Here is a 13,275-nt window from a genome sequence, read left to right as displayed (position 1 = left end):
CTTCGGACGAATAAAGGACAGGAAACCTGTACATCGGCGAGGGTGCGTGGCACTCTGCTGGGCATGCGTAGGTGGTATGGCCGGGCGATGGCGCTGGCCGCGACGATCCTGATGGCGATCGGCCTGACCTCCGGGGTCGCGGCCGGGGTCACGAGCGGGCACCACACCGGGCAGCTGCCGGACGGCGCCACCTGGGTGGCCGACGTCCCGGCCGCCTGGAACGGCACGACCATCCTGTACAGCCACGGGTTCGGCCCGCTGGCCGCCCGGAACGCGCCGGACGACGAAACCCGGCAGGCGCTGCTCGGTGACGGGTACGCGCTGGTCGGCTCGTCCTACAGCGGCCCGTCGTGGTGGGCGCTCGCCTCGACCGTCGACGACCAGTTCGGCGCGCTCGCGGCGCTCGAGCGGCTGACCGGCCCTTCGCGGCGCACGATCGCGTGGGGCACGTCGATGGGCGGGCTCGTCAGCGCGCTGGAAGGCGAAGACCCGGGACGGCGGCTCGACGGGGTGCTGAGCACCTGCGGGCTCGTCGCCGGCGGGCTCAACCTGAACAACTACCAGCTGGACGGCGAGTACGCGCTCGCGCACCTGCTCGCGCCGGCACAGGACGTCAAGCTCGTCCGCTTCGCCAGTCCCGAAGAAGGGAACGCGTCGGCGGCGGCGTTGACGAAGATCGCCACCGACGCGCAGGCCACCCCGGCGGGGCGGGCGCGGATCGCACTGGCCGCCGCGCTGATGAACGAGCCGGGGTGGTTCACCGGCGCCACGCCGCCGGCGCCGTCCGACTACGCGGGCCAGGAAGCCCAGCAACAGCAGGAACTCGCGCAGTTCGTGCTCGGGTTCGTCGTGCCGGGGCGGTACCAGATCGAGCTGGCGGCGGGCGGCAACAGCGCGTTCACCGCGGGCGTCGACTACCGCGCGCTGCTGGCCGGCAGCAGCCACGCCCGCCAGGTCCGCGCCCTGTACCGGGCGGCCGGCCTCGACCTGGACGCCGACCTGACGACGCTGACCCGCGACGCCGACATCCGGCCGGACCCGCAGGCCGTCCGCACGCTGGCGCGCACGTCGACGGTGACCGGCCGCCTGCGCGTGCCGACGCTGAACATCCACACCACCGCCGACCAGCTCGTGCCCGTGGAGCAGGAGGACTGGTACGGCAAGCAGGTCCGCCGGGCGGGCGCCGGGGCCCTGCTGCGCCAGGCCTACGTCGGGGCGACCGGGCACTGCGCCTTCCGGCCGGCCGAGACGATCGCGGCGCTGCACGCCCTCGAATCGCGCGTCGAGTCCGGCCGCTGGGGTGAGGTCACCGAACCCCGGCGGCTCAACGAAGCGGCCGCGGGACTGGGTGGCGAGGGTCGTTACCTCCGGTTCGACCCGCCGCGGCTGACCGGCGGGCTGGGTGAGCCGGGGCGGTGAGCACGCGGGCGATGATCCCGGCCGCCGCGGCCATGCCGGCCGCGTTCGGGTGGTACGGGTAGGCCGGGGACGCCGGGACCGCGCCCTCCAGCCAGCGGGCCGCGGGCTCGGCGCACAGACCGTGCCGGGCGCTCGGACCTCGGATGTCCACATAGGACGCCCCGTGCCGCACGGCCTGGCCGGCGAGCATCGCCGTCAGGTGGTCGAACGTCGCCTGGAGGTAGCCGGCGTCGGCCGGGGTGAACGGGTCGGCCGGGTAACAGCCGCCCGGGCGCCAGTACGTCAGGTAGCCGGTCACGACCACGCGCGCGGCGGGGGAGCGGCGGTGGATCTCCGCCAGCGCGGCGGCGATCTTCGGCGCGGTGGCCTCGATGCGCGCGGCGAACCGGTCCCCGTACTGCTCCCGGCACGATGGCCGGACGGGCCCGTCGGGGCTCGCGCACGTCACGAACGCCGAGCCCAGCGCGATGTCGTTGGCGCCGATCGCCAGCGTGACGAGGCCGGTGTCGCGGCGCAGCGCGTCGAACTGCGGGGCGACCACCCCCGCCTGCTTCCCGGTGAGGTCGGCGGTCGTCGCGCCGGAGCAGGTCACGTCGGTCAGCGTGGCGCCGAGCCGCTCCGCCAGCACGTGCGGCCAGTTGTGGTCGGAGCGCAGGCACGTCCCGTCGATCTCGTCCGGGATCCACGGCCCGGCGGCCGACGAGTCGCCGAGCGCCACGTACCGGATCCGCTCGCCCGCGTCCGCGGGCGCCGTGAGCAGCCCGGCCAGCACCACCAGCGCGAGGAGGAGCCTCATGAGACCGGCTGCCCCTCGTTCGGGGTGGCCGCCGTCGCCTTCGCCGCGTCACGCCGGATGGCGGCCGCCAGCAGGGGCACCAGGGCGACAGCGACGGCGGCGGCCGCGGCGAACACGAAGTAGGGCACCACCAGGCTGTCCGTGGAGCTTTCGATGAGGCCGTACACATAGGGACCCACGAAGCCGCCGGTGATCCCGAGCATGTTGATGAAGGCGAGCCCGGCCGCCGCCGTCAGCCCGGACAGCCGCGACATCGCGACCGACCAGAACAGCGGCAATGTGCCGAAGGCGAAGAAGTTCGAGACGAACAGCAGGCCCACGCTCCACACGGGATTCCGGGAGACGAGGAAGCCGGCGAGGATGAGCAGCTCGGCGACCGCGCACACCGCGATGAGCGGGATCTCGCGGCCGAGGCGGCGCTTGAGCCACGGGAAAACCAGCACGCCGGCCAGCGCCGAAATCCCGCCGCTGCCCGCCACCAGCCCGATGAGGAACGGGCTGTCCAGGCCGAGCGACTGGATGTAGGCCGGGAAGTTGAAGCCGATCCCGCCGCCGATCGCCTGGTTGATCAGGTAGATGGCGCCGAGCAGCAGCACCGTCGGGCGGCCGAACGCCGCTCGCAGCGTGCGGCCCACGCCGACCGGAGCCGCGGACGCGTGGCCGACCGCCCGCTCGGTGAGCACGGCCGCTTCCTCCGCCGTGAGCCACTTCGCGTCCGCGGGGCGGCTGGGCAGGGCGAACCAGACGAGCACGCCGACGACGATCGTCACGAGTCCCTCGACCAGGAACATCCACTGCCAGCCCCGCAGCCCGCCGACGCCGTGCAGTTCCATCAGCGCGCCGCCCAGCGGTGAGCCGATGATGATCGCGACGCAGGGCGCGGTGTAGATCAGGCCGACGATCGTCACGCGGTGCTTCTGGGAGAACCACTGGGTGACCATGTACATCATGGCCGGGAAGAGGCCCGCCTCCGCGGCGCCGAGCAGCAGCCGGAGGATGTAGAACGAAACGTCGTCGCCCACGAACATCATGGCGGCCGACACCGCGCCCCAGGTGACGGCGATGCGCGTGATCCACAGGCGGGCGCCGACGCGGTAGAGGACGAGGTTGCTCGGCACCTCGAGCAGGGCGTAGCTGACGAAGAACAGGCCGGCCCCCAGCCCGTACGCGGCCGCGCTGATCCCGACGTCCGCCGCCAGTGAGGTCTTCGCGAGCGCGACGTTGGTCCGGTCGACGTACGACATGAAGTAGGCGATGCCGAGCACCGGCAGCAGCCGGGTGACGGCCTTCTTGGTGGCGAGTTCGTGCAGGAGGTCTCGTGCGTTCGTCATCGGACGCCCTTCGGGTGATTTCTGCCGCCCATACCGTCTGACCTGCAATACTACGGAGTATCACGATAAGTTCGCCGCGTGTGGGCTGTCAACCGCTCCTCGCTGCCCGTGAGACGATGACCCGGTCGGAACGAGGAGGACCCAGGTGAGCGCGAGCCCCGATCTCGAGCCCGGCGCGCGGCGCAGGATCCTGGACGCGGCGGCCGAGGCGTTCATGGCGCACGGGTTCGCCAACGCCACGATCGACGACATCGCCCGCGAGGTGGGCGCCACCAAAGGCCTGGTGTACTACCACTTCCGGTCGAAGTTCGACATCTTCCTCGCGGTGTACGAAGAGGCCATGGGCCGCGTCCGCGACCGGGTCGAACGGCACGCCCACGGCGGCGGCACCGGCCGCGACCGGCTCGTGGCCATGGCGGTGGCGCACGCGGTGAACCTGATGGAGGACCTGGCCTACCACCACGTCGTCCACCAGGCGGTGCGCGGCCAGGTGGCGACCGCGCTCAAGGCCCGCCAGCGCGACACGCTCCAGGAGCTGAACCAGCTGCGCAGCGATTACGAGCAGTTGTTCCGCAGCGTGGTGACAAGCGGCATCGAGGACGGCTCACTGCGCCCGGTCGACCCCGCGCTCGCCACGCGGACCCTGCTGAGCAACCTCAACGCGATCGACACGTGGTTCCACCGCATCGAGGGCCAGTCCACGGCGGAGCTCCACGACCTCGCCCACCGGATCGTCGACCTCCTGATCGGCGGCCTGGCCCGCTGAGCCTTCAGTGGCCGACCGCCTTGGCTTTCGAGGCGGGTGGCCACCTGGTCGAGCGGCTGCGTGCTTCGCCGCGCGCGGCAGCGACCTTCTCGGCGTCGGCGGAGCCGGTGTTGCGGAGCACGGAGGTGACGGCGGCCGCGTCTCCGGCGGCGTACTCGTACCGGTCGAACCGCGCGGCCTGCGAGCCGCCCGCACGGTTGAGGCCGAACCGGACCGGACGTTGCGGAGCGGGGTGGCGACGCTATACCGTGAGCGGAACTAGAACAGGTTCCAGTTTGCGGTGCGGGTGGACCGAGGAGCGGAAATGGCGAAAAGGGCGCCGCGCGGCGACGAGGCCGACTACGTCGTCGTCGGGTCGGGGAGCTCGGGGGCGGCGATCGCGGGGCGGCTGGCCGAGGCCGGGGCCAGCGTGATCGTGCTCGAAGCCGGGAAGAGCGACGAGCAGCTGCTGGTCAGGAAGCCGGGGCTGGTCGGTCCGATGCACGCGGTGCCCCAGCTCAAGAAGCCCCTCGACTGGGGCTACTACGGGATCCCGCAGAAACACGTTCTCGATCGCCGGATGCCGGTCCCGCGCGGCAAGGTGGTCGGCGGCTCCAGCTCCATCAACGGCATGGTCTACGTCCGCGGCAACCGCGCCAACTTCGACTCCTGGGCCGCCGAAGGCAACACCGGCTGGGACGCCGACAGCGTCAACGCGGCGTACAAGCGGATGGAGGACTTCGAGGACGGCGAGAACGCCTTCCGGGGTGCGGGCGGCCCGATCCGGGTCACCCGCAACAAGATCCCCCAGGAAGGGTCGCTCCAGTTCATCGACGCCACCTCCGACGCGCTGGGCTGCAAGATCCTCGACGACTACAACGCCGAGTCGCAGGAAGGCGTCAGCCGGATGCAGCAGAACGCCGCGGACGGCCTGCGCTACAGCGCCTCCCGCGGCTACCTCCACGACCTCAAGCCCGCGACGCTGGAGCTGCAGTCCCGCGTGCTGGCGAAGAGGGTCGTGGTCGAGAACGGCCGCGCGGTGGGCGTCGAAGTCGTCGACGCCGGCGGCACCCGCCGCACCGTCCGCGCCGGCAAGGAGGTCATCCTCTCCGCCGGGGTCATCGGCTCCGCGCAGCTGCTCATGCTCTCCGGCGTCGGCCACGCCGAGCACCTCAAGGAGCACGGCATCGCCGTTGTCGCGGACCTGCCGGTCGGCGACAACCTGCACGACCACATGTTCCACGCCCTGACCTTCCACGTGACGTCGAGCCGGAACAAGGGCACGGCCCCGTACTTCGCGCGCGGCCTGATCAGGGAGCTGCTGCGCCCCGGCACCACGTTCCTGGCCAACTCGGTCTTCGAGGCGGTCGCGTTCCTCCGGACGTCCCAGGCCGGCGCGATCCCCGACCTCCAGCTGCACCTGCTGCCGTGGGCGTACGTCTCGCCGAACCAGGACGCGCCGATCCGGCACGACGTCGACAAGCGCGGCGCGCTCACGGTCCTGACGACGCTGATCTACCCGAAGAGCCGCGGCACGCTCCGGCTCGCCTCGGCCGACCCCGCGGCGGCGCCGGTCATCGACTTCCAGTACCTGGCCGACCCGGCCGACCTCGAGCTGCTCGGCGAGGGCTCGGAGATGGTGCGTGAGATCTTCGCCTCGAAGGCGTTCAAGGGCGCGGTCAAGGAAGAGATCCACCCGGGCAAGGACCTGCGGGGCCAGGAGCTGCGCGACGCGATCCTCAACCGCGCGACGTCGGTCTACCACGGCGTCGGCACCTGCCGGATGGGCGTCGACGAGCTCGCGGTCGTCGGCCCCGACCTGAAGGTGCGCGGGGTCGACGGCCTGCGGGTCTGCGACGCCTCGATCATGCCGTCGATCACCGGCGGCAACACCAACGCGCCCTGCATCATGATCGGCGAGATGGGCGCGCAGCTCGTCCTTTCGGGCCAGTGAAGGGGATCCGACCATGACCGTCACCCCGCTCGCGCTTTCCCGTCCGGCGTCGGTGACCGACGCGCTGCTGCGGCAGCTCGTCGCCCGGGTGCCGGGTTCGGCAGGCGCGCCCTGGAAGCTGACCGAGGTCTACACCGGCGAGGTGCTCGTCGACCTGCCGCAGTCGGCGCCGTCCGACATCGAGCGGGCGTTCGTCCTCGCGCGCGAGGCCCAGCGGAAGTGGGCCGCCACCCCGCTCAAGCGGCGGCTGGCGGTGTTCAAGCGGGCGCACGCGCTCTTCCTCGAGCACGCGCGGACCGTCACCGACCTCATCCAGGCCGAGAGCGGCAAGAACCGGCAGATGGCGATCGAAGAGACCTGCGACCCGGCGATGGTGATGAGCCACTACCTCAAACGGGCCGCCAAGCTCCTCGCCCCGGTCCGGCGCGGCGGGCCGGTGCCGCTGCTGACGACGTCGACCGAGATCCGGCAGCCCAAGGGTGTCGTCGGGATCATCGCGCCGTGGAACTTCCCGTTCGCCACCGGCATTTCCGACGCCGTGCCGGCTTTGATGGCGGGCAACGCGGTCGTGCTGAAACCCGACAACAAGACGGCCCTCTCGCCGCTCTACGGCGTCCGGCTGCTGGAGGAGGCCGGCCTGCCGGAGGGCCTGTTCCAGGTCGTCTGCGGCGAAGGCCCCGACGTCGGCCCCACGCTCATCGACCACGCCGACTACGTGATGTTCACCGGCTCCACGGCCACCGGCCGGGTGATCGGCGAGCGGGCCGGCCGGAACCTGATCGGCTGCTGCCTCGAACTCGGCGGCAAGAACCCGATGATCGTGCTCGAGGACGCCGACCTCGCCGACGCCGTGCAGGGCGCGATCTTCGGCGCGTTCGGCAACACCGGCCAGATCTGCATGCACATCGAGCGGATCTACCTGCCGGAGTCCCGGTACGACGAGTTCAAGGACGCGTACGTGGCCAGGGCGCGGGCCCTCGACGTCCGCGCCGCCTACGACTTCGGGCCCGACATGGGCTCGCTCGTCTCCGTCGACCACATGCACCGCGTCAAGGAGCACGTCGAGGACGCCGTCGCCAAGGGCGCGACGGTGCTCTGCGGCGGCAAGCCGCGCCCCGACCTCGGCCCGGCGTTCTTCGAGCCCACGATCCTCGAAGGCGTCACGAAGGACATGCTCTGCGGCGTCACCGAAACCTTCGGCCCCGTGGTGGCCCTGCACCGGTACCGCACGGTCGACGAAGCCGTCGCGCTCGCCAACGACACCGACTACGGCCTCAACGCGTCGGTCTGGAGCCGCGACCTCGACGCCGCGCGCGCCGTGGCCGCGCGCCTGGAGTCCGGCAACGTCAACGTCAACGACATCCTCGCCACCGCGTACGCGGCCAAGGGAACGCCGTCCGGCGGGGTGAAGAACTCCGGCGTCGGCGCCCGCCACGGCGACCAGGGCCTGCTCAAGTACACCGACGTGCAGAACCTGGCCGTGCTGAAGAAGCAGGTCATGGGTCCGCGGCCGGGCCAGGACCACGAGAAGTACGTCAAGGGCATGCTCTCGGGGCTGAAGCTCATGCGAAAGCTGCGCATCCGGTAGCGGTCGACGACGCGTCTCCGGCCGCGAGGGCTGGGGCACCGGGGTGACCTGGCAGCTGTCCCTCGAAGCCCGGCCGCTCGGCGAGTCGCAGCTCACGCGCGAGTGAGCCGTGGTCGCGCACCGTCCGCCCGGCCGGTCGGGCATGATCGGTCCGGACGACGGAGGTTCGGAGACTGATGCGCGTTCTGTCGGAGAGTCAGCTGGGTGCGGTGCTGGCCGGGGTGCCGTCGCCGTCGCCGCGGGTGGTGGTCAGCGGGAACTTCGCGACGCCGTCGCGGGCCGTGGCGGTGCTGGACGCCGCCCTGGCGGAGTACCGGCTGTTCGCGCTCAACGCCCAAGACGGCCTGCCGGACCGGCCGGGCGTGCTGCTCGAGACGCCCTTCGTGGGGCCGGGGATGCGCGGCCGCGAGGGTCTGCGGTACTTCCCGTCCCGGTTGTCGCTGGTGCCGCAGCTGCTCAAGAACTCCCTGCCGCCCGACGTCGTGCTGGTGCACACCTCGGTGCCCCTGGACGGCGTGGTGTCGCTGGGCACGGAGGTGAACATCCTGCCCGCGGCGATCGAAGCCGTCCGCGCCCGCGGTGGCCTGGTGGTCGCGCAGCTCAACCCGAACATGCCGTTCACCCACGGCGACGGCGTGCTGCCGGTCGACGAGATCGACTACGCGCTCGAAGCCGAGGAGCCGCTGCGGTCGCCGGCGCCGCGGCCACTGGGGGACCCGGCCCTGGCCATCGGCGCGCGCGTGGCCGAGCTGGTCGGCGACGGCGCGACGCTGCAGCTCGGCATCGGCGGGATCCCCGACGCGACGCTGGCCGCCGTGACCGGCCGCAAAGGGCTCGCGGTGTGGTCGGAGATGTTCAGCGACGGCGTGCTCGCGCTCGACCGCGCCGGGGCGCTCGATCCGGCCGAGCCGGTGACGGCGTCGTTCGTGTTCGGCAGCGCCGAGCTGTACAAGTGGGTCGACCGCAACCCGCGGGTCCGGCTGCTGCGCACCGAGAAGACGAACGATCCCGCGGTGATCGCCCGCCAGCGCGGCCTGGTTTCGGTGAACAGCGCCCTGGAGGTCGACCTGTTCGCCCAGGCCAACGCCAGCCGGGTGCGCGGAGCGATCTATTCGGGTTTCGGCGGGCAGACCGACTTCGTGGTCGGAGCGCTGCACTCACCGGGCGGCCGGGCGATCATCGCCCTGCCGTCCTGGCACCCGAAGGCCGGCGTGTCGACGGTCGTGCCCCGGCTCGCCGGTCCGGTGACCTCGTTCCAGCACAGCTTCTTCGTCAGCGAGCACGGGATCGCGACGATCTGGGGCCACGACGCCGACGAGCAGGCCCAGCAGATCGTCGAGCGGGTCGCGCACCCGGACGCCCGGGAGGAACTGCGGGCGCGGGGCCGTGACCTCGGGTTCGCCCTGCGTCCCTGAATCCTGGGCTCGCGGTGGCGTCCGCCGCTGGTGAACACCCGCGTGGGCCCGGCTCGCCGGTGGCATCGTGGAAACCACGAGTCCACGGGGGAGAGGCCGACGTGCGCTACCACCTTGCCCAGGCCAACATCGCCGTCGCCACCCGGCGGCTGAACCATCCGCGCCTGGCCGGTTTCGTCGACCGGCTGGAGGACATCGACCGGCTGGCGCGCCGCAGCCCGGGCTTCGTGTGGCGGCCCACGGACGCGGAGGTCGCGGCCGACCTCGACCGCCTGCTGGACGACCCCTGGCGTCAGGTCCTCAACGTTTCGGTGTGGGAGTCACTCGACGCCCTGAGGCGGTTCACCTACGGAGGCGACCGCCTCGCGGTCATGCGTGAGGGCGCCGGGGCCGGCTGGTTCGACCGTGCCACCAGCCGGCACGCGTTGTGGTGGGTGGCGGCGGGCCACCGGCCGTCCCTCCGCGACGCACTGACCAAACTGGACCAGATCGGCCGGGAGGGTCCGACCCCGGACGCGTTCACCTTCGCCCGGCCCTTCCCGCCGTCCGGCGGGAACGCCGCCGCCTACCGGATCACCGGACGACGACACCCGCGAGACGCGCGGTACCACGCCCGGCGGGACACTGGGCGTAGCTCCAGTCATCGACCCTCGTCCACGTAGGCGCGTAGTACTCGGACCCGTTCGAGCACCGCACGTACGCACGGTATTCGCCGAAACCGTAGTAACAGACAGCATAGGTCCGAACGTTGCTCACGAAGCCTGTCTCGCAGTCCGACGGGTCGGCACTCGCCGGCGAGGCACCGGCCATCAGCCCGATGCCGCTCACCAGAGCGGGAACAGCGAGCACCGTCAACCACCGCTTCGCTTTTCGCATGAGGAATCCTCTCTCGTAAGTTGCCGTGCCCGAAGCTAGCCGGGTCCCTGGCACGGTTCCTTGCACGACTCTGCAATGTCCAGGTCAACGGTTCCGGGTGCGCACTGCCGTGCGGGGTGGCACCGCACCCGGCCCGGGGGTCGGCCGCCCCGCCGGGTCATCGGCGCAGCGCGCGCCGCCGGGTCAGGAACACCGGGCCGCCGCCGGTGGCCAGGAGCGCGGTGCCCCCGGTAGACATCGGTCGGGGGCACCCGGCTTGTCGCCGCCTCCGAGCCCGGCCTGAGTCGACGGCCTCGAACTCAGGGCCGGAGGCGCCGCTGCCAGGACGGCACGCCCGGCCCAGGAGCCAGGCAGGACCTGCGCTGACGGAGTCGAGCGCTTGACCGGGCACGTCCTCCTCCTCGGCTGGGTTCGGCACCAGGGTGCGTGTCAGGTCGCCGAGGTCGGGGCGGCGAGTACGCCGGGCGAGCTGCTGGATCGCCTGCTGAGCCACCGCCACGGCCGGTGGGCGGGCTGAGTCGTAGGTCCACTGTGGACGCCCCAGCCGGGCGGCGGCAGAGCGGTGCTGAGCCGGTCGATGCCGTGCGCACCGGGCTCGCCCGGAAAGCGAGCGGCCGGCCGCTAGGGTCGGCTGATGGAGCTGAGGCAGGTCGAGCACTTCCTCGCCGTGGTGCGCAGCGGGAACTTCACCGCCGCCGCGCGGGAGGTGCATGTGGTGCAGTCGGCCCTGAGCGCGTCGATCCGCAAGCTCGAAACGGATCTGGGCGCGCCCCTGTTCGACCGGACCACCCGGCGGGTCGCGCTGACCGAGGCGGGGCGGGCGCTGCTGCCGCTCGCGCACCGGCTCGTCGCCGACGTCGTGGCGGCGCGGGGCGAGGTGGCGGCCGTGGCGGGGCTGGCGCGGGGGCGGGTTTCCATCGGGACCATCCAGACGCTGACCGTCGTGGACCTGCCGGCGAAGCTCGGGGACTTCCGGGTGCGTTACCCGGGCGTGCGGATCCACGTGCGCGAGAGCACCGTCCCCGACCTGGCGGCGGGGGTCGGCAACGGCGAGCTCGACCTGTCCTTCCTGGCCGGTGAAGAGCCGCCGGCGGACGAGCTCGTCAGCTTCGCGCAGTGGAGCCAGCACCTCGTGGTGCTGAGCCACCCGGGACACCGGCTGGAGCGCCGGCGCCGCGTCCGGCTCGCCGAACTCGACGACGAGCCGTTCGTGGACTTCAGCGGGAGCGGGATGCAGGCGATGATCGCCCGCCGGTTCGCCGAGGCGGGGCTGCGGCAGAACCGGGTGTGCGAGGCGACCCACATGCCGTTGCTGGTCGAACTGGTGGCCGCCGGCCTCGGCGTCTCCATCGTCCCGCAGCCGGTCGCCGAGAAGTCCGGCCTGCCGTTCGCGCGGATCGGGCAGCCGGGCTTCAGCCGGGCGATCCACCTGGTGGGCCGGGGCCCGCGGCCGGCGAACCCGGCCGCCCGGGAGCTCCTGGCGCACCTGCTGGCCTGAACCGGGCCTACCGGACGCGGGCGAAGAGCAGGCACAGCCCGGCGAGCACGAGCGCGGTCGCGAGCGTGGTGAACCCGGCGAATGCCGCGGCCGCGGCGAGCGCGAGGGCGCGGACGCCGAAGTGCCGCAACAGCCGGACCAGCTCCGGCGGCTCGGTGTCCCGGGGGTGCATGGACCGAGTATTCGACGGCCGCGGCCGCGGGTCCAACACAAAGTTTCGCTGGGATTCAGCTCCCGGATCGATCAATGCGTCACCCCGGCCGGCAGCTCCGGCCGGCGGTTGAACGGCACACTGGAGGAACTCCAGGTTTACGATCAAGATCATGCGATTCGCCATCAAGACTTCGCCCCAGGACACCGTCTGGGCCGACATGCTCGCCGTGTGGCAGGCGGCCGACGAGATCGAGCTCTTCGAGTCCGGCTGGACCTTCGACCACTTCTATCCCATTTTCTCCGATTCGACCGGGCCGTGCCTGGAAGGGTGGGTGACGCTCACCGCGCTCGCGCAGGCGACGAAGCGGCTGCGCCTGGGCACCCTGGTCAGCGGGATCCACTACCGCCACCCCGCGCTGCTCGCGAACATGGCCGCGACGCTCGACATCGTCTCCGGCGGACGGCTGGAGATCGGCATCGGCGCCGGCTGGAACGAAGAAGAGTCCGGGGCGTACGGCATGCGGCTCGGCTCGGTCAAGGAGCGCAGCGACCGGTTCGAGGAAGGCTGCGAAGTCCTCGTCGGGCTGCTCACCCAGGAGACCACGACGTTCCAGGGCGAGCACTACCAGCTGACCGACGCCCGCTGCGAACCGAAGGGCGTGCAGCGGCCGCACCCGCCGATCTGCATCGGCGGCAGCGGCGAGAAGCGCACCCTGCGCACCGCCGCGAAGTACGCCCAGCACTGGAACTTCGTCGGCGGCACGCCCGAGGAGTTCGCCCACAAGCGGGACGTGCTGCACCGCCACTGCGCGGACATCGGGCGCGACCCGGGCGAGATCACGTTGTCCTCGCACGTCCGCCTCGGCCCGGACGGCGACTACGCCAAGGTCGCCGCCGAAGCGGCGGCCCTCGGCGAAGCCGGTCTCGACCTGGCCATCATCTACCTGCCGCCGCCGCACACCCCGGCCGTGCTCGAACCGCTGGCGAAGGCGCTCGAGCCGTTGCGCTGACCGCGGTTCACGCCGGGGTGCGCAGGGACGCGACGGCCGCGGCGATGCCCTTCTTGTCGTAGCTGCCGGTGGGCAGGGTGGCGCCGTGGGCGTGGCGGACGACGCCCTGGGCGTCGACGAGGATGCTGCCGGACTGCTGCATCGAGCCGAAGACCTTCCGGCTCAGGCCGATCAGCTCGTGGGGCGTGTCGCGGCGGCCGGTGAGCACCGGGAACGGGATCCGGTGCTTCGCCCGCCACGCGGCCGCCTTCGCGCGGTCCTCGGGGACGGCGATGAAGACCCGGACGTTGTCGGCCGCCAGGGCGTCACCGTTCTCGACGAGGTCCCGGACGTGCCTGGTGCACACCGGGCACGTCGTCGACCGCATGAAGTAGAGCAGCACCGCGTGCTCACCCCGGTGGTCGGCGAGGCGGACGGTCCGCCCTTCGGTGTCTTCCAGCACCAGGTGCGGGGCGGGGGATCCGGCTTCGAGCATGGTTTTCCTTCCAGG

Annotated in this window: 13 protein-coding genes; 9 read left to right on the top strand and 4 right to left on the bottom strand. The window is 72.0% G+C overall.

All coding sequences use genetic code 11. The features are described from left to right. Positions 1-63 precede the first annotated feature (63 nt). Positions 64-1,419, top strand: coding sequence for an alpha/beta fold hydrolase (locus tag ACH54P_RS08935; RefSeq protein WP_489911867.1), 1,356 nt, complete (start codon positions 64-66; stop codon positions 1,417-1,419). On the opposite strand, the gene ACH54P_RS08930 is transcribed toward ACH54P_RS08935, so the two are convergent. Together ACH54P_RS08930 and ACH54P_RS08925 are read right to left on the bottom strand one after the other, a co-directional pair. Next, positions 1,325-2,215: an SGNH/GDSL hydrolase family protein gene (locus tag ACH54P_RS08930; protein ID WP_489911866.1), complete on the bottom strand. Its 891-nt coding sequence runs from the start codon at positions 2,213-2,215 to the stop codon at positions 1,325-1,327. The genes ACH54P_RS08935 and ACH54P_RS08930 overlap by 95 nt on opposite strands. Further along, the gene (locus tag ACH54P_RS08925) at positions 2,212-3,546 is read right to left on the bottom strand and encodes an MFS transporter (RefSeq protein ID WP_489911865.1); all 1,335 of its coding nucleotides are present in this window, start codon (positions 3,544-3,546) and stop codon (positions 2,212-2,214) included. The genes ACH54P_RS08930 and ACH54P_RS08925 overlap by 4 nt, the downstream gene beginning before the upstream one ends. 145 nt (positions 3,547-3,691) lie before the next feature. On the opposite strand from ACH54P_RS08925, the gene ACH54P_RS08920 reads away from it, so the two are divergent. The 7 genes from ACH54P_RS08920 (at position 3,692) to ACH54P_RS08890 (ending at position 11,622) form a co-directional block, all read left to right on the top strand. Next, a complete protein-coding gene (locus ACH54P_RS08920) occupies positions 3,692-4,312 on the top strand; it encodes a TetR family transcriptional regulator (RefSeq protein WP_489911864.1) in 621 nt (206 codons plus the stop codon). A gap of 304 nt (positions 4,313-4,616) precedes the next feature. Beyond that, a complete protein-coding gene (locus tag ACH54P_RS08915; RefSeq protein WP_489911863.1) occupies positions 4,617-6,245 on the top strand; it encodes a GMC family oxidoreductase in 1,629 nt (542 codons plus the stop codon). Between the two features lie 13 nt (positions 6,246-6,258). Next, a complete protein-coding gene (locus tag ACH54P_RS08910) occupies positions 6,259-7,833 on the top strand; it encodes a succinic semialdehyde dehydrogenase (protein ID WP_489911862.1) in 1,575 nt (524 codons plus the stop codon). Positions 7,834-8,009: 176 nt separating this feature from the next. Beyond that, entirely contained in the window at positions 8,010-9,248 is a 1,239-nt protein-coding gene (locus ACH54P_RS08905; protein ID WP_489911861.1) for an acetyl-CoA hydrolase/transferase family protein, read from the top strand. Positions 9,249-9,349: 101 nt separating this feature from the next. Further along, positions 9,350-9,910 (top strand): DUF3291 domain-containing protein, encoded by a 561-nt coding sequence (locus tag ACH54P_RS08900; protein ID WP_489911860.1) that lies wholly within the window; start codon positions 9,350-9,352, stop codon positions 9,908-9,910. A gap of 593 nt (positions 9,911-10,503) precedes the next feature. Next, the gene (locus ACH54P_RS08895; RefSeq protein WP_489911859.1) at positions 10,504-10,641 is read left to right on the top strand and encodes a hypothetical protein; all 138 of its coding nucleotides are present in this window, start codon (positions 10,504-10,506) and stop codon (positions 10,639-10,641) included. Positions 10,642-10,758: 117 nt separating this feature from the next. Next, a complete protein-coding gene (locus ACH54P_RS08890; RefSeq protein WP_489911858.1) occupies positions 10,759-11,622 on the top strand; it encodes a LysR family transcriptional regulator in 864 nt (287 codons plus the stop codon). 7 nt (positions 11,623-11,629) lie between these two features. On the opposite strand, the gene ACH54P_RS08885 is transcribed toward ACH54P_RS08890, so the two are convergent. After that, positions 11,630-11,794, bottom strand: a complete 165-nt coding sequence (locus ACH54P_RS08885; RefSeq protein WP_489911857.1) for a hypothetical protein — start codon at positions 11,792-11,794, stop codon at positions 11,630-11,632. Positions 11,795-11,945: 151 nt separating this feature from the next. Between ACH54P_RS08885 and ACH54P_RS08880 the strand changes: the two genes are divergently transcribed. Further along, positions 11,946-12,785: an LLM class F420-dependent oxidoreductase gene (locus tag ACH54P_RS08880; protein WP_489911856.1), complete on the top strand. Its 840-nt coding sequence runs from the start codon at positions 11,946-11,948 to the stop codon at positions 12,783-12,785. 7 nt (positions 12,786-12,792) lie between these two features. Here the strand turns inward: ACH54P_RS08880 and ACH54P_RS08875 are convergent, their stop codons facing one another. Then, complete coding sequence (locus ACH54P_RS08875; protein ID WP_489911855.1) at positions 12,793-13,260, bottom strand: peroxiredoxin family protein; 468 nt, start codon at positions 13,258-13,260, stop codon at positions 12,793-12,795. Positions 13,261-13,275: the final 15 nt, after the last annotated feature.

Source organism: Amycolatopsis sp. N2S4-7 (genome assembly GCF_058119595.1).
Note: the sequence above shows the minus strand (reverse complement) of the source record. Positions and strands in the feature narration are given on the sequence as shown.